This is a genomic window from Ferrimonas sediminicola (assembly GCF_005116715.1).
Classification (GTDB): domain Bacteria; phylum Pseudomonadota; class Gammaproteobacteria; order Enterobacterales; family Shewanellaceae; genus Ferrimonas; species Ferrimonas sediminicola.
Genome location: NZ_SWCI01000011.1, coordinates 66,026 through 86,984, shown reverse-complemented (window position 1 = coordinate 86,984; position 20,959 = coordinate 66,026). Strand labels below are relative to the sequence as shown.

The 20,959-nt window shown below is 53.8% G+C and carries 12 protein-coding genes; 8 read left to right on the top strand and 4 right to left on the bottom strand.

Annotated elements, in window-relative coordinates; genetic code table 11:
• The 6 genes from FCL40_RS14730 to FCL40_RS14705 all read left to right on the top strand — a co-directional run bounded on the left by FCL40_RS14730 (position 1) and on the right by FCL40_RS14705 (position 15,490).
• Entirely contained in the window at positions 1-5,196 is a 5,196-nt protein-coding gene (locus FCL40_RS14730; protein WP_205729144.1) for a DNA methyltransferase family protein, read from the top strand.
• Between the two features lie 120 nt (positions 5,197-5,316).
• Positions 5,317-11,748 (top strand): DEAD/DEAH box helicase, encoded by a 6,432-nt coding sequence (locus FCL40_RS14725; protein ID WP_136854058.1) that lies wholly within the window; start codon positions 5,317-5,319, stop codon positions 11,746-11,748.
• Positions 11,748-13,886: a UvrD-helicase domain-containing protein gene (locus tag FCL40_RS14720; protein ID WP_229360345.1), complete on the top strand. Its 2,139-nt coding sequence runs from the start codon at positions 11,748-11,750 to the stop codon at positions 13,884-13,886. Before FCL40_RS14725 ends, FCL40_RS14720 begins: the two co-directional genes overlap by 1 nt.
• A gap of 173 nt (positions 13,887-14,059) precedes the next feature.
• Positions 14,060-14,248 (top strand): hypothetical protein, encoded by a 189-nt coding sequence (locus FCL40_RS14715; protein ID WP_136854057.1) that lies wholly within the window; start codon positions 14,060-14,062, stop codon positions 14,246-14,248.
• A gap of 14 nt (positions 14,249-14,262) precedes the next feature.
• Positions 14,263-15,081, top strand: coding sequence for a hypothetical protein (locus FCL40_RS14710; RefSeq protein WP_136854056.1), 819 nt, complete (start codon positions 14,263-14,265; stop codon positions 15,079-15,081).
• A 25-nt stretch (positions 15,082-15,106) separates the two neighbouring features.
• Complete coding sequence (locus FCL40_RS14705) at positions 15,107-15,490, top strand: antitoxin Xre/MbcA/ParS toxin-binding domain-containing protein (protein WP_169307144.1); 384 nt, start codon at positions 15,107-15,109, stop codon at positions 15,488-15,490.
• 21 nt (positions 15,491-15,511) lie between these two features.
• Here the strand turns inward: FCL40_RS14705 and FCL40_RS14700 are convergent, their stop codons facing one another.
• On the bottom strand, positions 15,512-16,825 hold the full coding sequence (locus FCL40_RS14700) for a type II toxin-antitoxin system HipA family toxin (protein ID WP_136854066.1): 1,314 nt from the start codon (positions 16,823-16,825) through the stop codon (positions 15,512-15,514).
• The gene (locus tag FCL40_RS14695) at positions 16,825-17,085 is read right to left on the bottom strand and encodes a helix-turn-helix domain-containing protein (protein WP_136854054.1); all 261 of its coding nucleotides are present in this window, start codon (positions 17,083-17,085) and stop codon (positions 16,825-16,827) included. The genes FCL40_RS14700 and FCL40_RS14695 overlap by 1 nt, the downstream gene beginning before the upstream one ends.
• A gap of 503 nt (positions 17,086-17,588) precedes the next feature.
• Between FCL40_RS14695 and FCL40_RS14690 the strand changes: the two genes are divergently transcribed.
• Together FCL40_RS14690 and FCL40_RS14685 are read left to right on the top strand one after the other, a co-directional pair.
• Positions 17,589-18,473 carry a glycoside hydrolase family 18 protein gene (locus FCL40_RS14690; RefSeq protein WP_169307143.1) on the top strand — a complete coding sequence of 295 codons (885 nt, stop codon included), beginning with the start codon at positions 17,589-17,591 and terminating at the stop codon, positions 18,471-18,473.
• Positions 18,474-18,847: 374 nt separating this feature from the next.
• Positions 18,848-19,852, top strand: a complete 1,005-nt coding sequence (locus FCL40_RS14685; protein WP_136854052.1) for an adenosine deaminase — start codon at positions 18,848-18,850, stop codon at positions 19,850-19,852.
• Positions 19,853-19,906: 54 nt separating this feature from the next.
• Here FCL40_RS14685 and FCL40_RS14680 read toward each other — a convergent pair whose 3' ends face one another.
• Together FCL40_RS14680 and FCL40_RS18615 are read right to left on the bottom strand one after the other, a co-directional pair.
• Entirely contained in the window at positions 19,907-20,389 is a 483-nt protein-coding gene (locus tag FCL40_RS14680; protein WP_136854051.1) for a Dps family protein, read from the bottom strand.
• A 111-nt stretch (positions 20,390-20,500) separates the two neighbouring features.
• Positions 20,501-20,701: a (2Fe-2S)-binding protein gene (locus FCL40_RS18615; protein WP_169307142.1), complete on the bottom strand. Its 201-nt coding sequence runs from the start codon at positions 20,699-20,701 to the stop codon at positions 20,501-20,503.
• Between the last annotated feature and the right edge of the window lie 258 nt (positions 20,702-20,959).

The window sequence follows — 20,959 nt, the reverse complement described above, 5'->3', positions numbered from 1 at the left end:
ATGGCACTGGCAGGTATCCATAACGAAAACGACTTTTACTCCAGCCACTACCTGAGTGAGATCTTCCAGGGGGACATCAAGGGGGTTCTGGCGAACTGGCAGCAGCACGAGGAAGAGAGCAAAGCGCGGGAGCACAGTCAACGAGAAGCAACGGGTTTACCTATTAAGCCCGGGTTTCGCACCCCCCATAGTGAACTGGGACGGCTCGCCAAGGGCTTCTTTGTTCAGTTGAACGAACATCAAAGTCTGACGAAGCCCGATAGAGTCTTGGCCGCGCAACGGCAGCGCTGGCAACCCTTGTTGGAGGCGCTGGGTTACGACAACACCCCGGTAACCGTCGAACTGGATGACGGCCTTACCCTACCGCTGCTGGCCGGTTACAACGATGCCCAGGGGCATCCCTATCTGTGGCTGGTCGAAGCGCTGGACTCGCACTGGGACAACAGTGACCCCCTTGGCCTACGGTTAAGCAAAACACAACGAGCCGAACTGAGCGAAGAGCAGCAGGAGCAATGGCACAAATGGAAGAAGCAGAACAACAGTGATCTGAGCTGGCAGGATCTCATCAGCAAACAGATCTTCAATGCCGAAAACCCGCCGCGCTGGTTATTGCTGGTGGGTGAACGTCAATTGTTGTTGCTCGATCGCACCAAGTGGTCGCAAAACCGCTTGCTGCGGTTCGATTTCGATGAGCTCCTGGGTCGCAAGGAAAGCGACGCCCTAAAAGCCGTGGCGGTGCTGTTGCATAAAGACAGCCTGTGCCCGGCCCAGGGGCAGAATCTGTTGGACGATCTCGACAACAACTCTCACAAACATGCCTTTGGTGTTTCGGAAGACCTGAAATACGCCCTGCGGGAAAGTATCGAACTGCTCGGCAATGAAGCTACACCACAACTGCGTAGATCTAGCGGCTTTAAGCTCAACCAAGCAAACGCCGACAAGCTGAGTGTTGAGCTGCTGCGTTACATGTACCGCTTGCTGTTCCTGTTCTACGTCGAATCCAGGCCAGAGTTGAATTATGTACCCATCGGTGGACGTAAGCCGGGCAAGGGCGAGCGGGTTCCGGCTGACCAGGTGTACCTGAGCGGCTACAGCCTCGAATCCCTGCGGGATCTGGAGATGATCCCACTCACTACCACGGAAGACCGGGAAGGCTACTATCTGCATGAAAGCTTGCAGCAGCTGTTCCGCCTGGTACGCCATGGCTACCCTTTCAAAGCTGCCACCCAGGCTGAAAGGGACAAGCAACAACGTGACAAGGTGATAGAGGGTGACACCACCGATGCCACCGCCGATGCCTTCATGATTGAAGGCCTGGACAGCTTCCTGTTCGACGACCGCAAACTGCCACTGCTTAGTCGCTGCCAGTTCACCAACCAGACCCTGCAACGGGTGATCCACCTGATGTCCCTTAGCAAGGAGAAGGGCAAAAAGGGCAGGGGACGGATCTCCTATGCCCAACTTGGTATCAACCAACTTGGGGCGGTGTACGAAGCGCTATTGTCGTTCAAGGGCTTCTTTGCCGATGAGCCCCTGTACGAAGTGGCGAAAGACGGTAAGAAAGTAGATGCCCTCGATACCGGTTACTTCGTGCGCGAATGGCAGCTTAACGAACAGGACTATCCGATTTCCCAGCGGGTCTACGATGAGGAAGGAAGGCATCGCTGTTATCCCACCGGTACATTCATCTACCGTATGGCCGGGCGCGACCGACAAAAGTCGGCGTCTTACTACACCCCGGAAGTGCTGACCCAATCGCTGGTGAAGTACGCCCTGAAAGAGCTGTTCAAAGAGAAGATCGATCCCATCGAAGATCTCAACGCGCAGGCCGATGCCATCCTCGACCTCACGGTTTGTGAGCCAGCCATGGGCAGTGCCGCTTTCTTGAACGAGGCCATCAACCAACTGGCGGTTGCCTACCTGGAGCGCAAGCAACAGGCACGCAAAGAGCGGATCAGCCAGGAGGATTATCCGGCGGAGCTGCAGCGGGTGAAGATGCGGCTCACCAACCTTAATGTCTACGGGGTGGATCTCAACCCGGTGGCCGCCGAACTGGCGCAAACCTCGCTCTGGCTTAACGCCATCAGTAACAACCACTTTGTGCCGTACTTCGGCAAACAGCTGTACTGTGGCAACTCCCTGGTGGGCGCGCGGCGCAGTGTGTTTACCCCCGAGCTGCTGACCTATCGCCGCAAAGATGACTCCAGTTGGCTTAACCAGGCTGCCATCAATTTGGCCCATGGCGAGGTACGGCCAGAGCAGGGCATTTACCACTACCTGCTGCCTGATGCGGCCATGGCGCTCTACACCGACACCGCGGTGAAAGGACTGAAACCTACGGAGCTGGAAACCATAAAGCAGTGGCGCAAAGGCTTTATCGCCAGCTTTGGCCAAGCTGATATCAGCCGTTTGCAGAAGCTGAGTCAACAGATCGACAGTCTGTGGCAGCAGCATAAGCAGGAGCTGGAGAAACAGCGCCGCATTTCCAGCGAGGCGCTTAATGTCTGGCCCAATAAGGAAATGGGGGTTTCCAACCTTACCGATAAGGAACGGGCGCTAAAGCGATTGCATGAACAGCACCAGGGCAAGAGCAGTACCTATCATCAGTTGAAAACCATCATGGACTACTGGTGTGCCCTGTGGTTCTGGCCAATAGACAGTGCCGATCAATTGCCTAATCGCCAGACTTACCTCGATGAGTTGGAGCTGATCGTTAAGGGCGCTATCGAGGTTGAGCAACCAACTGCGGGTGCGGAAGGAGCGCCCCAAGGGCAATTGGCGCTAGGGAGTGGTGGTGCAGGCCTCAACCATACTGATGACCTCTTTGCTGATATGGCCGAAGAGCCAATCTCCCGGCAACAACCGCTGTTCCCCATCAATGGTAAAGGCGAACTGCAAACCAAGTTGCTTTACCAACACCTGCCTCGACTCGAGTTGGTGCATAAACTGGCTGCGCGGGACTGTTATTTCCATTGGGACCTGGAGTTTGCCGATATCTTCGGTGCAAAAGCCGGTGACGGTGGTTTTGATCTGGTGCTGGGTAATCCGCCTTGGCGAAAGGTGGAGTGGAAAGAAGGTGCGGTAATGGGAGACCATGAACCAAGGTTTGTCATAGGTGACTATTCTGCATCTGAATTAGATATGATTCGCTCAAAAACTTTGGCTGAGAGTTCGTTATTGAAAACAACCTATCTTGCAGAATACGAACAGAGTACGGCCACACAAAACTTTCTTAACGCGATTGTGAATTATTCTGAGTTAAAGGGTGTCCAAACAGATTTGTTTAGATGTTTCATACCTAAGTCGTGGCAGTTGACATCTGAGAAAGGTGTAATTGGACTGCTTCATCCAGAAGGTGTCTTTGACGATCCAAAAGGTGGCAAGCTAAGAAGTGAAATATACTCCAGGTTACGTTTGCACACTCAGTATCAGAATCAAAAAAATCTGTTTCCGATTGCTCATAGAAAGAGATATAGCGTTAATGTATATGGCCCAAAAACTGACGATGTTAGTTTTTTGAGCATATCCAATTTGTTTTTTCCCAAGACTGTTGATCAATGTTTCATACCATCTGATTCCGGATTTGTAGGCGGTATTAAAACGGACGAAGGCGAATGGAATGAAACTGGTCATTCCGACAGGATAATTTCAGTCTCGAAAGAGTCATTGAGGCTATTTGCACAACTTTATGATCCAGCAGGTACGCCCGCAAATGAAGCAAGACTGCCCAGCGTACACGCAAGTCAGTTATTAAAGGTACTACACAAATTTTCTAGGCAAAGAGTACATCTAAAGGAGTACGAGGATGAACTGACCTCAACAGTGATGTTCGACGAAACAAATGCTGTCAAAAAGCAAAAGGCAATAGTTAAAAGAATCGGGTTCGCGGAAGAGAATAAGAGTTTCATTATGTCAGGGCCTCACTTCTTTGTGGGTTGTCCATTTTATAAAACCCCTCGCAGGTCATGTTCTAGCAAAGGTGATTATGACGTAATTGATTTGATCGACCTGCCAGAAGAGTACTTGCCGCGTAGCAATTTTGTACCAGCAAGAACATTAGATAATTACTCGTCTCGATTTCGTAAAGTAAAATGGGGTCAAGAGCTAAACTCAAGGCATGAGAATCATTTTGTTTTGTTGGCAGACACAGACGGTTTGTTTTGCTTTTACCCAAAGCAAAGTCAGCCTGTTACGGATTTTTATCGCCTGATTAATCGTAGGGCTATTAACTCAAGTTCGGAAAGGACTTGTATGTCAACGATTATCCCACCAGGCGTGGCACATATAGATAGTGTCTTTTCAACTGTGTTTTATGACCAAGATCTAATGGTATTGATGAGTGCACTGTTGTGCTCTGTCCCATATGATTTCTTTATAAAGTCCACTGGTAAAAGCGATATGCGGGGAGACCTTCTAAATCAACTGGTTCTACCAGATTTGCCCTTAACAATAAAAAGGTTGTTAAAAGTGCGGATTTTGTCATTGACTTGTTTAACTAAACCGTACTCTAAATTATGGGCGGATGAATTTAGTGCTGAATTTGAAACGGATTATTGGGCAAGAACCGATACGCGACTAGAGAATAAGTTTTTCACATCGCTACAATCAAAATGGGTACGAACAAACGCTCTAAGAACGGACTACGCAAGGCGTCAAGCCTTATTGGAAATAGATGTTTTGTCGGCAATGGCATTGGGAATGTCATTAGATGAGTTGAAAACAATCTATCGTGTCCAGTTTCCGGTAATGCGCCAAAATGAAATTGATACTTGGTATGACCGTACTGGTCGTATTGTCTTTACCTCTTCCAAAGGTCTCACCGGAGTTGGCTTGCCACGCAAGGCCAATAGGCGTGATACCAACTATGGCTATGAGCTGGGCTGCACTATGCAGCCGGATATCAGCGGTGTTCTAAACCAGCAATGTGCCGACAACGTGGCCCTAGGCTGGGAAGACATTCGTGCCATGACCAGCGGCAAAGTGACCAAAACCTACTGGGACGATACCCAACCCGGTGGTGAGGTAGAGCGCACCATTACTTATGTTGCTCCCTTTGATAAGTGCGACCGCGAAGCGGATTACGAGGTGGTGTGGGCCGAGTTTGCGCGACGGCTGGGTAAGAACGATTTGATGTCGGAGTCTCGCGCAATTTTTTCGGATGACAACGCGATGCTAGAAGCCGAACCTGACTTTTGAACAACAGTTGTCGGCGGGGCAGTTTGCCCCGCCAGTGTGAATTCAACGTAGTTGGGGTTGCCAACAAGAGCGCTCGATAGCGCCCAGGCCACCGCCATCGTAACCAGGCAGGGAAAGCCAATGTTACCCACGGTTGTAAGCCAACAAATTAACCAGAGTCTGCGCCATTTCTTATCGGCGCAGTTCCCAATGACCACGCCCTGTTTCAGCGGCCAGTCGCCGTCGGCCAGTGCCGAAGAGGCTGCATCAACAGACTCCATGATGCAGCGTTTTTTGCAGACACCCGAGTCGCTGCTCAAGGGGCCATATCTTTCAGTGCAACTGCCATTCCGTGGTGGGGCACTGCCTGTAGGACTGCTGCAAAAACTGTCGCTGCCTTTTCCGCCCCATGCCCACCAGGTCAAAGCTTTTGAGCGCCTGTTGGCACCCCAGCCGTTATCGAGCTTGGTGGCTACTGGCACCGGCTCCGGTAAAACCGAGTGTTTCGCTTATCCGGTGCTGGAGCATTGTGCTCGTAAAGCACCGTCCCGGGGCATCAAGGCCATCGTGATCTACCCGATGAACGCGCTGGCACAGGATCAGGCCAAACGCTTCGCCAAGCTGGTGCATGGCAGTACGGCGCTCAATGGCAAGGTGACCGTGGGCTTGTATGTGGGGGAAGATCAGCATGGCCAAGGCAACCCCACCATGTCGGAAGATAAGGTGATCACCTGTCGGGATACACTGCGGAAGCAACCGCCGGATGTGCTGCTGACCAACTACAAGATGCTGGATTACCTGTTGCTTCGACCGGAAGATCAGGCTTTATGGCGGGACAATGGTCCGGAAACCCTGCGTTACCTGGTGGTGGATGAACTGCACACCTTCGATGGTGCACAAGGGGCTGATCTGGGTTGTCTGCTGCGCCGGTTGAGGGATCGCTTGCAGATCCCTGCGGCGCACCTGGCTTGTGTCGGCACCTCGGCCACCGTGGGGGATGAACCGGAAGCGCTGCTAAACTACGCCAGCCAGATCTTCGATAACCTCTTTGAGGCAGGCGCCATTATCGCCGAAGACCGGTTGGATGTTGGTGAGTACCTGCAAGAGTACGAGACCAATTACAGGTTTCAACCGGATCAGGAGCATATAGCCGAGCTGCAACCCCGTACCGATGAGTCGCGCCTGGATTTCGTTAACCGGCAAATTGTGCTCTGGTTTGATGGTTCGTTAGCGCCTTTGCCCTCGTTGGAGCCTGAGGAGGCTGGTGAGGCGTTACACCAGTTTGGCCAGTCACTATGCAAACACCGCTTCTTCCATACCTTGCTTCGATTATTGGACGGTCAGATCCAGGAGCAAAGCACCTTAAACCAGCTATTGATGCCGGTTCTATCTGTTCCTGCGCCGATGGCCGAAGCCATGGTGCACAGCTTTGTCGCGCTGATCAGCGCTGCCCGGGGCGAGCAGCAAAGCAATGGCGAGTGGAAGCCGCTGTTGGAAGTTAGGGTACAGAGTTGGCTGCGTGAACTGCGGCGGATGGTGGCCAGCATTGCCTCCCAGCCGGAGTTGTACTTTGCCGATGATCTTGGTGGTGATCTGGAGACTCGCCACCTGCCTGTGGTGCATTGCCGAGATTGCGGTGCCACGGCCTGGGGCTCTTACCTGGATGCGTCCAAAGGGGAGTTGTCGGAGTCACTATCGGCTTTCTACCAGCACTTCTTCCAGAACCACCACAGTGTGCGTTTGCTGTTCCCGGTGTTGGATAAGACTGACCCTCGCCAATTGGGCAAGGGCGTATGCCATCAACTTTGTGGCCACTGCCTGGCAATGAACGGGGATAATGCTAATGAGTGTCAGCATTGTGGCAATGAACAGCTATTGCGGGTGTTTGTGCCGGATCTGATCAGCACTAGTCAGACCTCAGGCAACAGTTTCAAGAACCAGTGTCCTTCCTGTCTGGCCAAGGACAGCCTGCTGATCCTGGGTTCCCGAGCTGCCAGCCTGGCCAGTGTAATGACCCACCAATGGTTTGGTAGCCGGTATAACGAAAACAAGCAGCTGCTGACTTTTTCCGACTCGGTTCAGGACGCAGCCCACCGTGCCGGGTTCCTGGAAGCGCGAACCTGGCCGATGATGATCCGGGCCGGGATCGGTGCTGGCTGCGGTGCGCTTGTTGCCGATGGCGCCACTGAAGTTACCCTGGCCGAGTACGCTGACCGTTTTGTGGAACAGATGCGCCAGCAGAGCGGTGATGAACGTACCTTTGTTCTGCGTAATATTGCCCCCAATTTGACGTGGCTGCGGGGCTACCAGCAACTGCTTGAGGGGACTTTCCAGCCAGAACATCACAAGGGCGTGCTGGGCCGGGTAGAACGGCGCTTGGCCTGGGAGGTCTATAGCGAATTTGGCCTGCGCTCCGGTATTGGTCGAACCCTGGAACGTTCTGGCTTGTTGGTGCCGGCTTTGCTGAGTGATGGCTTCTACAAGGCGGTGGAACTGGCCCATGTGCGTTTAACCGAGGAGCTGGGCCAGCCTTATCAGCAGGTGACTCAACCGCAGTTACAGCAGTTTGCCCTGGTGCTGTTGCACCGGCTACGTCAGCGGGGCGGGATTTTCCATTGGGCGATGAAGGACTACTTTGCCGACAACGGCGATCTCTACCGGTTCAACAAGCGCTCTGAAAGTTCCCGCTATATGCCCCAATGGGGGCCGAATTCCCGTAAACCACGTTTTATTGGCATTGGCCGCGCCGACCAGATCGAACCCGTGCTGTCCACCAAGGGCCGCAGTTGGTGGGCACAATGGTTAGATAAGTGCCTGGCGCAGGACGACCCAACCCTGTCAGCTTGCGCTGCGGATCTGATCCAGACATTAATCCAGTGCCTGGAGCAACAAAAGGTGTTGGTGCCGCTACAGAAGGCCGATAAACAGGCCTGGTGTATCGCAGCAGATAAGATCACCCTTCAAAGCAAGGTTGCAGCCATGGTGTGCAACACCTGCGGCCAGCGCCACTTTGTGGCCAGAAGTGAGTCAGAATTGTGGCGAGAGGCGCCTTGCCGCCAGACTAACTGCCAGGGTCACTACCAAGACGACAACCGGGAGATTGAACCCTATTGGTTGGGTACGGAAAGCTACCGGGTAGTGGCACGGGAGCATACCGGCCTGATTGGCAAGACCGAGCGAGACCAACTTGAGAAGAGCTTCAAGGCAGCGCAGCACGAATCTGGCCAGGTGAACCTGCTGTCTGCCACGCCAACCCTGGAGATGGGTATCGATATCGGTGATCTGTCTTCGGTGTTGCTGTGTTCTGTGCCGCCGGCGCAGGCCAATTACCTGCAGCGAATTGGCCGGGCAGGGCGCCGGGATGGTAACGCCTTTGCCTTTACCGTGGCCCAGGGTAACCCCCACGACCAGTATTTCTTTGCCGAACCCTTAACCATGATGCAGGGGCACGTTGAGGTGCCGGGGGTGTTCCTGGACGCGCCCGCCATCCTGGCGCGGCAGCTGACGGCCTTTATGTTCGACCGTTGGGTCGCGGCGGATGATCGCTCTGGCCAGATCAGCAAGAACGTGGGGCAGATGCTGGTTAACCTGGCGAAAGACCGCAAAGACAAGTTCCCCTTTAACTTTCTCAGTTACGCCGACCGCCATCGCGATGCGTTGTTACGACGATTCTTTAGCGTGTTTCCGGACCTTAGTGAAGCCAGCCGGGAGAGTTTGCGTGCCTTTGCTGAAGGGGATGATGAAAACTACAGCCTTAGCGGGCGGATCATCGATGCACTGCAATGGCAGTTAAATGATAAGGAGTCGTTAACCAAGCGCATCAGTGTGCTGAAGAAAGCACATAAGGAGCTGGAGGGCCGCAATGCGGTCGCCCAGACCCACGAAAAAGATCTCAATACCCTGCTGTCTGAAATGACCGGCTTGCAGAAGATCCTGGGCAATCTAAAAAACCAGAACGTGTTTAACTTCTTCACTGATCAAGGTTTGTTGCCGAACTACGCCTTCCCGGAAGCTGGGGTGAACCTGCGCTCGGTACTGTGGCGGCAGATCAGCGGCGATGACGAGAACAAACGGCAGTACGAGACTGAGACCTTCGACTACGAACGGCCGGCCGCGGCAGCGTTATCCGAGCTGGCACCGACCAGCAACTTTTATGCTGGCGGCCATAAGGTGCAGGTGGAGCAGGTTGACCTGCATGTGACCGAGCCGGAAGAGTGGCGTTTGTGTCGTAACTGTAATTTCACTGCACGTGAGGATGAGGCCAAGGAATTCAAAACCTGCCCCAGTTGCGGCGATAGCAATTGGGCTGATGTTCTTCAGCACAACAAGTTGTTGCCCCTTCGCCAGGTGTATGCTCGTTCGGCCATGCGGGACGCCAAGATCGGTGATGACAGTGAAAACCGGGTGCCGTCATTCTTCCAGCGGCAGATGCTGGTGCATTTCGAGAAATCAGCCGTCGAGGCGGCGTATCGCATCGACGATGAGCATGTGCCCTTTGGGTATGAGTACATTCGCACCGCCACCTTCCGCGACATCAACTTCGGCGCTAATGATCCGGAAGCGGAAGAGTTCAAGATCGCTGGTGATGACCGCAAACGTACCGGGTTCAAAGTGTGTGCCCATTGCGGCATGGTGCAACCGCCCATTCGCAAGAAGCAGAATCACGATCTGAGTTGCCCAAGCCTGAAAGATAACGTTGAGGAGAAATACGAGAACGTATTGTTCCTCTACCGGGAGCTGCAATCGGAAGCCTTACGGGTGTTGCTGCCAGTGTCCGGGTTGTCGGATGACAAGTTGCTAAAGGCTTCGTTGGCAGCAGCGCTGCAACTGGGGCTGCGCAAGTACTTCCGAGGAAACGTCGATCATCTGCGTGGCTTGATCTACCAGCAGCCGGAGCCGAACGATCCCCTCCATCGCAATTACCTGGTGATCTATGACACGGTTCCCGGTGGAACAGGCTCTCTCAAGGAGTTAATGCGCGAGCCGGATAACCTGATGACCATGTTGCAGATGGCCTTGGATGCCATCGAGGAATGTAACTGTAACCAGGACCCAGAAAAAGACGGTTGTTACCGTTGCGTCTACGCCTACCGTGACCGTGGCAAGATGGCACATATCTCCCGGGATGTGGCACGGCAGCTACTGAATGGCGTGTTGCAGTCCCGCCATACCCTGATGCCCGTGGACAACATAGGCAAGATTTGCATCAATTCCCTGGTGACTTCCGAGTTGGAGAAGAAATTTATCCAGTGTCTGCATGGTATGACGGATAAATTCCGACTCAAGAAGTCCATCGTGCATGGTAAGGGGGGCTGGGTACTGAGCGTGCGCGAAGACTCAGATCTCTACTGGCATATTGTTCCCCAGGTAGAGCTGGGCCCTGTTGATGGGGTTACGGTGATGTCGAAGCCTGACTTCGTCATTTATCCCGGCCGTCAGGATATGGCTGTTAAGCCCATTGCGGTATTCCTGGATGGCTACGCCTATCACAAGGACATCGTTGCCGACGACATCGCCAAGCGCCGTGCCATCGCAGCTTCTGGAAAGTATTGGGTGTGGAGTCTCTATTGGCCGGATCTTGAAAAGCCTGGATTTGAGCACGGTGATGGTTTCCTGGATCGCCATATCCAGGATTGGTCATTGCGGGATGGTATCAGTGTGTACAGCTTGGCCTTGCGCCGTAACTTTAAGACCATCACTAAGCTGCACAATGAATTCAACAGTTTTGAACTGCTGACTCAGTTGCTGCAATCACCAGAGCAGCGGCTTAATGACTTCACCGAGATCATGTTGGCTCATGGCATCAAGTGGCTTAGAGATCCCCGTAAGATTTCTGAAGACACCAAGCGGGACTTCAGCTACGAGATGCAGGAGAACGCTTCCGAAAGCCGATTACAGCAACTCTTTAGCACTGACAGGTACTTGTTCGGCGGGTTGTTGAACTGTCTGGGCACCACCAGTGAGTGGGTGGAAGTGGCCTCTGTTTTGCCGGTAAAGCAGGACACGATTCCGCTAATGAGGCCCGGGAAACACTCCCAAGAATTGACCTCAGCGGCGTTACAAAACCTGATGCTGCAATTGTGCTTCGATGACACCAAAGACCCATCGATGTTGCAGGATGGCCGTTACCAATCGCTGCTTATTGGCTTTTGGAAGTTGGTGAACCTGGGGCAATGCCTACCAGGGTTCGGTATGACCTGTCGCTCTATCGTTCATGACGGTGACGAAGCTGATATCAGTCATCATGATCAGCCTCAAGAAGAGCCGGCAGTTGCTATCTCAGCCGAATGGCAGGAGTTATTGGACCTTGAACTCATGCCTGAGGCATTGTTAAAGCAGTTGGTGGAAGCTGGCTTGGAAGCCCCCATCAGTGGTTATGAGCTTGCTGATGGCCACGGGGAGATTGTGGCGACGGCTGACTGGGCATGGGAAGCCGCCAAAGTGGTGGTGTTCGAACAGTCAGATCCAGACGGTGAACAAAAATTTAGGGAACAAGGCTGGCAGGAATTCGTTGGGATGGATGAAGCGACCCAACTGACCGCCGTGATTGAAGCAGTGCAAGGAGCAATGTAATGCCAATGACAGCGACCCCGACTATTGGGATGTCCAGTGAGTTTTTGACTTGCTTCAGCAAGCTGCCAAAGACCCAACAAAAAAAGGTGGAGCAGTTCGTCGCGAAGTTTCGTGACAATCCAGAAAGCTCGGGCATCAATTTTGAGCGGATCCAACAGGCGCGAGATAAGCGCATGGTGTCGGTACGTATCGACAAGACTTATCGCGGCATCGTGCTCAAGCCAGATGTTGGCAATGTCTACCTGATCCTTTGGGTCGATCACCACGATAAGGCCTATGACTGGGCGGCAAAGCATCGGGTTGAGATCCACCCGGCAACCGGCTCCATCCAGTTGTTCAATGCAGAGTATTCCGAGCAAGAGGCGACTCCAGTTCCAAGTTCGGTGAATACGTCTGAGATCCCGCTTTTCGCCGCTTATAAGCCGGAACAATTGATCGCATTGGGCGTCCCAGAGTCCTTGTTGTCAGCGGTAACAAAGGTAACCAATGAAAGCGAACTGGAAGCGTTAGACCGGGTTCTTCCGGCCGAAGCCTACGAACCACTGTTCTTGCTTGCAGCCGGGGAGCCCTATGAAGAGTTGCTGGCGGAATATAACCCGGCAGCGAACGAGACTATCGACACCGAGGATTTCGTTGGTGCGATAACCCGGGCGGCAAGTCAGCGCAATTTCCATGTTGTAACGGATGATCTCGAGCTGCAAAAGATGCTCAATGCGCCGCTGGAAAAATGGCGTATATTTTTGCACCCCAGTCAACGCCGTTTGGTAGAAGGGCATGCCAAAGGGCCGCAACGTGTGCTTGGCGGCGCCGGCACAGGCAAGACTGTGGTAGCGATGCACCGAGCACGTTGGCTAGCCCAACAACTGGACCCAGCCAGTAACGACAAGGTGTTGTTTACCACCTTTACCAAGAACCTGGCGTTGGACATCGAGGCCAACCTCAAGAAGCTTTGCAGCAAGGAAGAGTTGGCACGTATCGAGGTGATCAACATCGATGCCTGGATTGCTCGTTTGCTGAAGCGCTACGACTACCAACTGCAGGTGGTGTACGAGAACGATGATCATCGACGGGACTGTTGGGACAAAGCGATGGCATTGCGACCAGAGGAGTTGTCATTTCCGGATAGCTTTTATGAAGAGGAATGGCGATTGGTTGTGCAGGCTCAGCAACTCCGTGATCGTCCTGATTACCTTAAGGCAAGCAGGGTAGGGCGTGGCACCAGGTTAAGCCGAGTTGAACGGGCCAAGGTATGGCCGGTGTTTGAGCAGTACCGAAATCTGATGGCGATGGCACAACTCCGCGACTTTCAGGATGCCATGCACGATGGCATAAAACTGTTCCAGAAAGGCCCTTTAACCCTGCCATACAAGCATGCTGTGGTGGATGAGGGCCAGGATATTGGTAGCGCCGCATTCCAGTTGCTAAGAACGGTTATTCCTGAAGGGGCGAATGATCTGTTCATTGTTGGCGACGGCCATCAACGCATCTATCGCCACAAGGTTGTCCTGGGGCGCTGTGGTATCAACATTCGCGGCCGTCGGAGCAAAAAGCTCAAGATTAACTATCGCACCACCGAAGAGACCAAACGCTTTGCCATGGCGGTACTGCAGGGAGTGAAGGTGGACGATCTCGATGGTAAAACGGACAGCAACCAAGATTACCTCTCTCTGGCTCACGGGGAGCAACCACAGGTTCATACTTTCTCGGACTTCAAGACGGAGCTAGATGCCATCGTTGAACACATCCGAGCTTTAACGAATGACGGAGTCGCTGAGCATGCCATTTGTGTGGTGCTGCGAACGAACAACAAATGCGACAAATACCAAGGCGGCCTGGAGGCTCGAGGTATAAGTGTGGTGCAGCTTCAATCCAATCGTTCTGATACCAGCCTCGAACAAAGCATCCGTATCGCAACCATGCACCGTGTGAAGGGCCTGGAATTTCAGTACTTGGTCATCGCAGACGCCAGTGCAGGTACAGTGCCACTGGACTTCATTAGGTCTAATGACCCCGTTGAGCAACGTGAGCAGGACTTAAACGAAAGGGCGCTATTCCACGTAGCCGCAACGCGGGCAATGAAAGGGTTAATGGTTACCTCTGTTGGAAAACCAAGCCGCTTCCTGCTCAATGAGAAGTGATGTGACATTTCTCTCAAGCTTTTTGTGATAAATGGATTTGTAAGCATGTCAACAGCCAGTAGCAAGAAGAAAATTTAGGTTTTTCAAAAAGATGCACACTGGATCGATAAGGGCGCTGTTGAAAAAAACCTATGGAACTATCGGGTAGTTGATAACTTACTGGGAGCCTCGTCATGAGCAAAGAGCTAACCGAATTTGAATCCGGCCTCATCACTGCCGTGCAAGAAATGGTGGACGTCGAGTGTGGTCGCAAAGAGGTATACCGCAAAGTAGCCCTTCTTGCCTCGATTACCAGGAAACCTTTAGAAAAGCAGTACATCACTCACGAAGAAGACCTACGCAACAACCTCACCAAATACTAAAGGTTTCTGATTGCATGAATACTGACCACATCCCAACTGTGAAATCCCTGATGGAGCAACACGCCATCCGCTTGACGGGAGACGAAGCACTTCGCTTTAAGTTCTCAGCTTTCTTGCAGCAGAAAGAGTTAAGATTCCAACTAGAAAGCCACCCCCCCTACCTGGTTTGCTTTACGGGTTTAGAGGACCAGGGGTTGGGCTATGATATATATTTCGATGAAGAGAAAAATAGCCAACCGCTGTATAGCATCCACTTTAGCCAAGATATCTCTCTGGTCGCCCACGTAAGAACAACCACCGGCATCATCCATAAAGCCCTGTACGTGAAGAATGGCGTCAATATTGCCCGCATTACCCAAACCTTCAAGGCTCTGCATCGGCGGCTCGACCAATCCTCTACTTTCTTTGTGTGCCAGGAGTGTCATCATCTGATTGATGCCGAGCTGATGCACGATGCCGATACTCCGTTCTGCCGAGACCACAATTGCAACCTCACCGTTAAGCAACCCTTTGATGGATTACAGCATGACCGAATCAGTGATCGTCAGCACTCATCGGTATGGGCGGAGAAGAAAGACGATTGCATTCAGTTATTGGTTACAGAGCTAACATGGCCTCACCCCCATGAGTGCGCCTATACCAGCAAGGTGATCAAGACACTGCCTTTGAATACCTCCCCGGAGGAGGTGCGACGTATCAAATACCAACTTGCCAGCAGCTATGAGTTCTTCAAAGAGTGTATCCATTGCAACAGGCGCGTTGAGGTTGGCCGAATGCATAACGAATCGACCTGCCAGTACTGCGCCGAAAGTCAGTTTGGCGTAACCTATTAGACAGACACACTCTAGGAGTATGTTGATGGATAACAACAATTACTTCTATAAAGCTCTGGGTCTAGAGACCGGTGGCCATGGCGTGCTGACCTTCGACCACATCGACAAGCTTATAAAAATTACCGGATTACCGAGAGAACAGGCCCACTCCGCCTTGGCGGTTTCACCCTGGCATGGCGCAGAAAAACTGCTCACTGATGAACAACGCGCTCTACTTGAACGCTTCATTCAAGCGTATGCTGCGACCTTAGTGTTACATGAGGGCGATTACGACGGTGCCAGTCACTGGTTTACTAGCCCCGTTCGAGGCCTAGGTTACAACTGTCCCATTGACCTTTTGACCAGCGATGAGTCAACCCAAAGGATCATCACCGTTATTCGACGAATCGAACATGGGGTCTATCAGTAACCCACAAGATAAAATACTTTCCTATTCAACACGTAATCGCTTAGCAAGGTTCACCACACCGTTTAAAATGGACTCTTGAATGTCCTTAGGGAAATCCTCAGGAAGCCGTTGGCGAGCATTCTCAATCGCCACAGGTGTTTGCTCGGCAACTTCTGTAAGTATGGCCTTCATCTCGTCAGTACTGAATCCAACCGCCTTGGCCGTTTGCGTAAAGTGCCTAGGGAATATTTTATCAATCAGGTATTTCTTACCATTGCTGGCGGCTAAGCCCATGGCCAGTTTGGCATCACGAATATTAAGGCCCTTTCCACCAATTACGGGATAGACGGACAAAATGTCGTACAGTGGCGTTAGCCGATACCCCCCGCCAGGCCTGATGAATATGGAAAAGTTCTTTGCATGACCATCAGTGGCCGCCATCAACCAGAAAATGACCTGTGTCTTCATAAATAATCGACGGTCTTTTTCCGAAGTTTCTGAGCCCAGCAAGTGCTTCATGATGGCTTGAATCCCTGGGCCACCCTGGTTTTCATACTTACGGGCCGAAGGTACATTCAGTGCTTGGCAGAAATCTTCCTGGGGAATCCTCATTATCCAACTTTCGTCAGAGGAAAATTGACGATCAAAGCGCTCAATTGCCAAGGCTTTAACACTGCCTACTTTCAGAATCTCGCACTTTGGAACTGGCAAGTCATACTCCTGAGCTAATAGCATGCACAGATACTCATTCTCCACACTACTAGACATATCCAACGTATGAGAGTGGCTCTTGATCTCTCCAATGGGCAACTTGATGATATGAGTGGTCGGCGTCGTCCCTTCAGGTAAACACCAAGCACCATCTAACTTAAGCAAGGCAGTCTTTTCCTGCGCTCCTGCCACTGAAATTCTAAAGTCTTCATGCTCCTGCAGCATACCCAGTGGCGCCTCGGCCTGATAGCCAAGAAGCACACGCTCAAGCTCTGCGTCGGAGAGTTTTTGATAGTTTATCTGCCTTACATCTTCTGGTGAGATTTCCTCGGGTACCAGCTGAAGGGCTCCAACGCTGTCCTGGCCAATTTTGCTCAATAGGTCGAAAGGCTGTGTAGAATCGGCATGATGCCTAGCAACAACGCGGTTTCTAACATCTAGGTTATCCGGCAGCAGATTATCAAAATAGTTGTAAACCTCATCGCCCTGATAGGCCTTGCTACCTAACGGCATCGACAAGGAGATGGGGCGAGCCCCACTCGTATTTAACCACTTTTCCTCATATTGGAACTGATGTGCGCCCGATCTGCTCTTTGTAAATGTCCCGACCAAATATCCATTCATGTAGACATGCAAGGAAGGCATCACCACTCCTCCTTCCACTCAGATGAACTTCCCATTGGGCTATCGGCCTCTCCCCGAGGGCGCACCTCTAGCTCTAGCTCTAGCGCTGATAAGATCTTGAATACAGTGTCCAACTTACTGGATGAGGGGTTTTGCTCGAAATTTGATACTGTGGTTTGTCGAATCCCAACCTTGCTGCCTACTTTCCCCTGAGACAGGTTCTTGTTGCTCCGGGTATCCCTCAAGAAGGAACTGAGCTGTTCTGGGGTTGTGATTTTCATGTCGGCAGCCTTGGTTATCAGTTTCGATAGAACAAACGAAGTAGTACGCAACACCAGTATCTAGGCATCTCTACTCGCTATAGCAGATAAACCACAGTCTACACGCTATAGCAGATAAATCGCAACTTATACGCTGTAGTAGATAAATCACTACCTACACGCTGTAGCAGATAAACCATGATCTACGCGCTACAGCAGAGACCATGAGTTGGTATCCTTCAGACAAAAGCCAACTGTTAGCCCTAGACCAACTGGTGACTAAAGTGGTGACTAGATGACGCAACCACCTACCAAGCCACCCATAAAAACCAGACACAGCAAGGGTTAGCCCTATTTATCCTATAAACAGATCCAGAACATCGAATAGGCGCATCCACTGCCCACCCCCAGCCCCGCCCAGCGGGGCTTTTGTTTTTACAGCCCTTTTTGGCAGTAGCTGAAACTCTCTCCTATAGTTGCCTGTGGACATGGAGTGCCCCCAACCGCAACACAAGGAAGCCGATATGCCCCAACCCAAACTGGTCAGCTACTTTGCCGGTGGCCCCCTGCCCCTGCACCGCGCCCTGGATCGCCCCTACACCCACCTGATCCTCGCCTACCTCACCAGCAACGAACAGAGCCCCTTCACCCTGGCGCTCTCCGCTGATCTGGCCGCCCAGGCCACGCCCCCCCGGTTCGACGCCGAGATCAACCGGGCGGTACGCCGGCTGCAGCAGCAGGGGGTGAAGGTGATGGTGAGCTTCGGTGGCCCGGCGATGACCACCTCGGCCTACCGGCAGTTGGCCGGGCAGGAGAGCTACCTGGCGTACATTCTGGCCCAGTTCGTCGTCGCCAACGAGCTGGACGGCATCGATATCCACTGGGAGGACGCGGCCGCCTTTATCGGCCAGGGGGGCTACGACGGTGTCGAGTTTTTAACTCAGCTGACCCGGGCCCTGCGCCGGGAATTGCCCGGTGACCGCTACCTGATCGCCCACTCCCCCCAGCCCCCCTATCTGCAGGAGGGGTACGCCATGAGCGGTTACCTGAAGGTGCTGCAGGCGGCGGGCAGCGCCATCGACCTGGTGACCATCCAGTTCTACAACAACCGGCCCTGGAGCGGCGATCCGCTGCGCATCGTCGAGTCCTATCAGCGCTACTGCCAACTGCCGGGCATGAACACCGACAAGGCGATCCTGGGACTGCCCATCGCCCGGCACAACGCCCTGAGCACCAGTTTTATTCCGCTGGACGCCATAGTGCGGCGGATCATCGGCCCCCTGACTCGATGCGGCGGCCTGGGCGGGCTGATGGGCTGGGAGTTCTCCGGCGACCACGACGGCCAGTGGAGCCACAGCATCGGCGAGGCTCTGGCACAAGCCCTGGCGAACCAACCCCGAGAGCGTTAGCCGGGAGCCCCTCTCACCCGCCGACGGGGCGATCCTGGGACTGACGGCACACCGCCACAACGCCAGCGCCGACGGCTATCTGCCGAGGCGGGATGATGAACCGGGAGTTTTCCGGCGACATCGAAGGCCAGTGGAGCCACAGCATCAGCAACGCCCTGCAGGGCGCGGCGGTCACCGGCTGAGATGGAAGCGACGGGAAGGGGCCGCCCCTGGAACCAGGGCTACGGAGATCCGCAACAAACCCTCAACGGTTTCAACCAGTTTATCTGTTCCCCCGGCGTTCAAATCACCGACTATTGCTAACCCAGGCAACGGATTTGAGTTAGACTAGATGGGCATAACCTCCTAACAACGACTACAAAGAGATTATGCCTATGAGCCTGCCCAACGACTTTCTCCGCGCCCTGCCCAAGGTCGAGCTCCATATGCACATCGAAGGCTCACTGGAGCCCGAGCTGATGTTCCGACTGGCCCAACGCAACCACATCGAGCTTCCCTACGACTCGGTCGAGGCGCTGCGCCAGGCCTACGACTTCAGCAATCTGCAATCCTTCCTGGACCTCTACTACCAGGGAGCCAATGTGCTGCAGACCGAACAGGACTTCTTCGACCTTACCTGGGCCTACCTGCAGCGCTGCCGCCAGCAGAATGTGGCGCACGTGGAGATCTTCTTCGACCCCCAGACCCACACCGACCGGGGCATCCCCCTGGAGACCGTGATCCATGGCCTGACCCGGGCCCTGGAGCAGGGTGAGCGTCAGCTGGGGATCAGCCACGGGCTGATCCTCTGCTTCCTGCGCCACCTCAGCGAGGAGGCGGCCCTGGACACCCTGGAGCAGGCCAAGCCCTTCCGGGACAAGATCATCGGGATCGGACTGGACTCCTCGGAGCTGGGCCACCCCCCGGAGAAGTTTGAACGCGCCTTCGCCGCCGCCCGGGAGCAGGGATACAAGCTGGTGGCCCACGCCGGCGAGGAGGGGCCGACGGAGTACATCTGGCAAGCCCTGGAACGGCTCAAGGTGCAGCGCATCGATCACGGCGTGGCCTGCCTGGAGGACCCGGCACTGGTGACCTACCTGGCGGAGCACCAGATCCCGCTGACCGTCTGCCCCAACTCCAATGTGCGTCTGCGGGTGTTCGACACCATGGCGGACCACAACTTGAAGACCCTGCTGGACAAGGATCTTAAAGTGACGCTCAACTCCGACGATCCTGCATATTTTGGCGGCTATATGCTGGAAAACTACGAGAATGTGCAGGAAGCGCTAAATCTGAGCAGGGCACAGTGGCTGCAGCTGAGTGCCAATGCCATCGACGCCAGCTTCGCCTCGGACACCCGCAAGGCCCAGCTCTACCAGCAGCTGATGGAACTGTTCTGATCCGGGGGAGAGAAGGTAAAAAGCCCGGCCGACTGGCCGGGCTGTCTGGCTGAATCAGGCGCTGCGGCCGCGGTAGGCCGCCAGCATCCAGCTCTCCTTCTCCTGCTGGGACAGGTAGTCGCTCATCAGCGAGGCGGTGCCCTCATCCCCCAGCGCGGCGGCGGCCTCCAGGATGGCGCGCTGCTTGCGAATCAGCACCCGGTAGCCGTCCAGTAGCAGGTCGATCCCCTGGCTGCCGCTGCTCACCTGAACCGCCTCGTGGATCTCACTCAGTTGCAGGTAGTCGGAGAAGGCGTGCAGCGGCTGGTGGCCCAGGGTCAGCACCCGCTCGGCAATCTCATCCACCTTCTCCAGCAGGAGGGTGTAGATCTCCTCGAACTTGGTGTGCAGCTCGAAGAAGTCAGCTCCCTTGATGTTCCAGTGGAAGCCGCGCACATTCATATAGAGGATCTGGTAGTTGGCCAGCAGGTCGTTTAGCTGTGCGGACAGTTGCTCGGCGCCGTGGTTGTCCAGTCCGATCAGGTTGGTGTTGTTCATGGCTATTCCCTCTCAATCTCAATTCCGGGCCGCGGTAAGCGGCGATTGAGACCAGAATAGCGCCGGCCACGAACATAAAAAAGCGAACAATATCTCTTGTCACAATCTGATTTATAAATCAGAAGCGGAAGAGGCCAGGATCCGGCAGCGTTCATTGACCTCGCCACGGCAGCTGCCGCAACCGCTACCGGCACCACAGACGTTGGCCACCTCATCGGCGTTGCCGGCACCGGCCTGGATCACCTCGTCGATCTCTGCCTGTGTGAGACTCAAGCAGCGACACACCAGGGACTGCGGGGCGGGTTGGCTCATGGGTTGGGCTCCTCTGCTGCTGCGCCTTTGGCGCGCAGTATAGCAAGGTTCCTCCCCTCCCTGCTCAGAGCAGAACCAGGGAATACACCAGGTAACTAGCTGATTGGTATCGATTTGATGACTGAATACTAAGCCACCCTCCGGGTCGGCCGCCATCTTGCTGCGTCATCAGAGGGTCATCGCCGGCCTCTATCCCTGTTGGCGCAAAGGCGGTGGCTGTGAGTCGCTACCACACGGATTGGCAAGATATCTGCTAGT

Coding starts and splice junctions, on each gene's coding strand:
- FCL40_RS14730 (WP_205729144.1), top strand. CDS start 1: ATGGCACTGGCAGGTATCCATAACGAAAACGACTTTTACTCCAGCCAC.
- FCL40_RS14725 (WP_136854058.1), top strand. CDS start 5,317: ATGTTACCCACGGTTGTAAGCCAACAAATTAACCAGAGTCTGCGCCAT.
- FCL40_RS14720 (WP_229360345.1), top strand. CDS start 11,748: ATGCCAATGACAGCGACCCCGACTATTGGGATGTCCAGTGAGTTTTTG.
- FCL40_RS14715 (WP_136854057.1), top strand. CDS start 14,060: ATGAGCAAAGAGCTAACCGAATTTGAATCCGGCCTCATCACTGCCGTG.
- FCL40_RS14710 (WP_136854056.1), top strand. CDS start 14,263: ATGAATACTGACCACATCCCAACTGTGAAATCCCTGATGGAGCAACAC.
- FCL40_RS14705 (WP_169307144.1), top strand. CDS start 15,107: ATGGATAACAACAATTACTTCTATAAAGCTCTGGGTCTAGAGACCGGT.
- FCL40_RS14700 (WP_136854066.1), bottom strand. CDS start 16,825: ATGCCTTCCTTGCATGTCTACATGAATGGATATTTGGTCGGGACATTT.
- FCL40_RS14695 (WP_136854054.1), bottom strand. CDS start 17,085: ATGAAAATCACAACCCCAGAACAGCTCAGTTCCTTCTTGAGGGATACC.
- FCL40_RS14690 (WP_169307143.1), top strand. CDS start 17,589: ATGCCCCAACCCAAACTGGTCAGCTACTTTGCCGGTGGCCCCCTGCCC.
- FCL40_RS14685 (WP_136854052.1), top strand. CDS start 18,848: ATGAGCCTGCCCAACGACTTTCTCCGCGCCCTGCCCAAGGTCGAGCTC.
- FCL40_RS14680 (WP_136854051.1), bottom strand. CDS start 20,389: ATGAACAACACCAACCTGATCGGACTGGACAACCACGGCGCCGAGCAA.
- FCL40_RS18615 (WP_169307142.1), bottom strand. CDS start 20,701: ATGAGCCAACCCGCCCCGCAGTCCCTGGTGTGTCGCTGCTTGAGTCTC.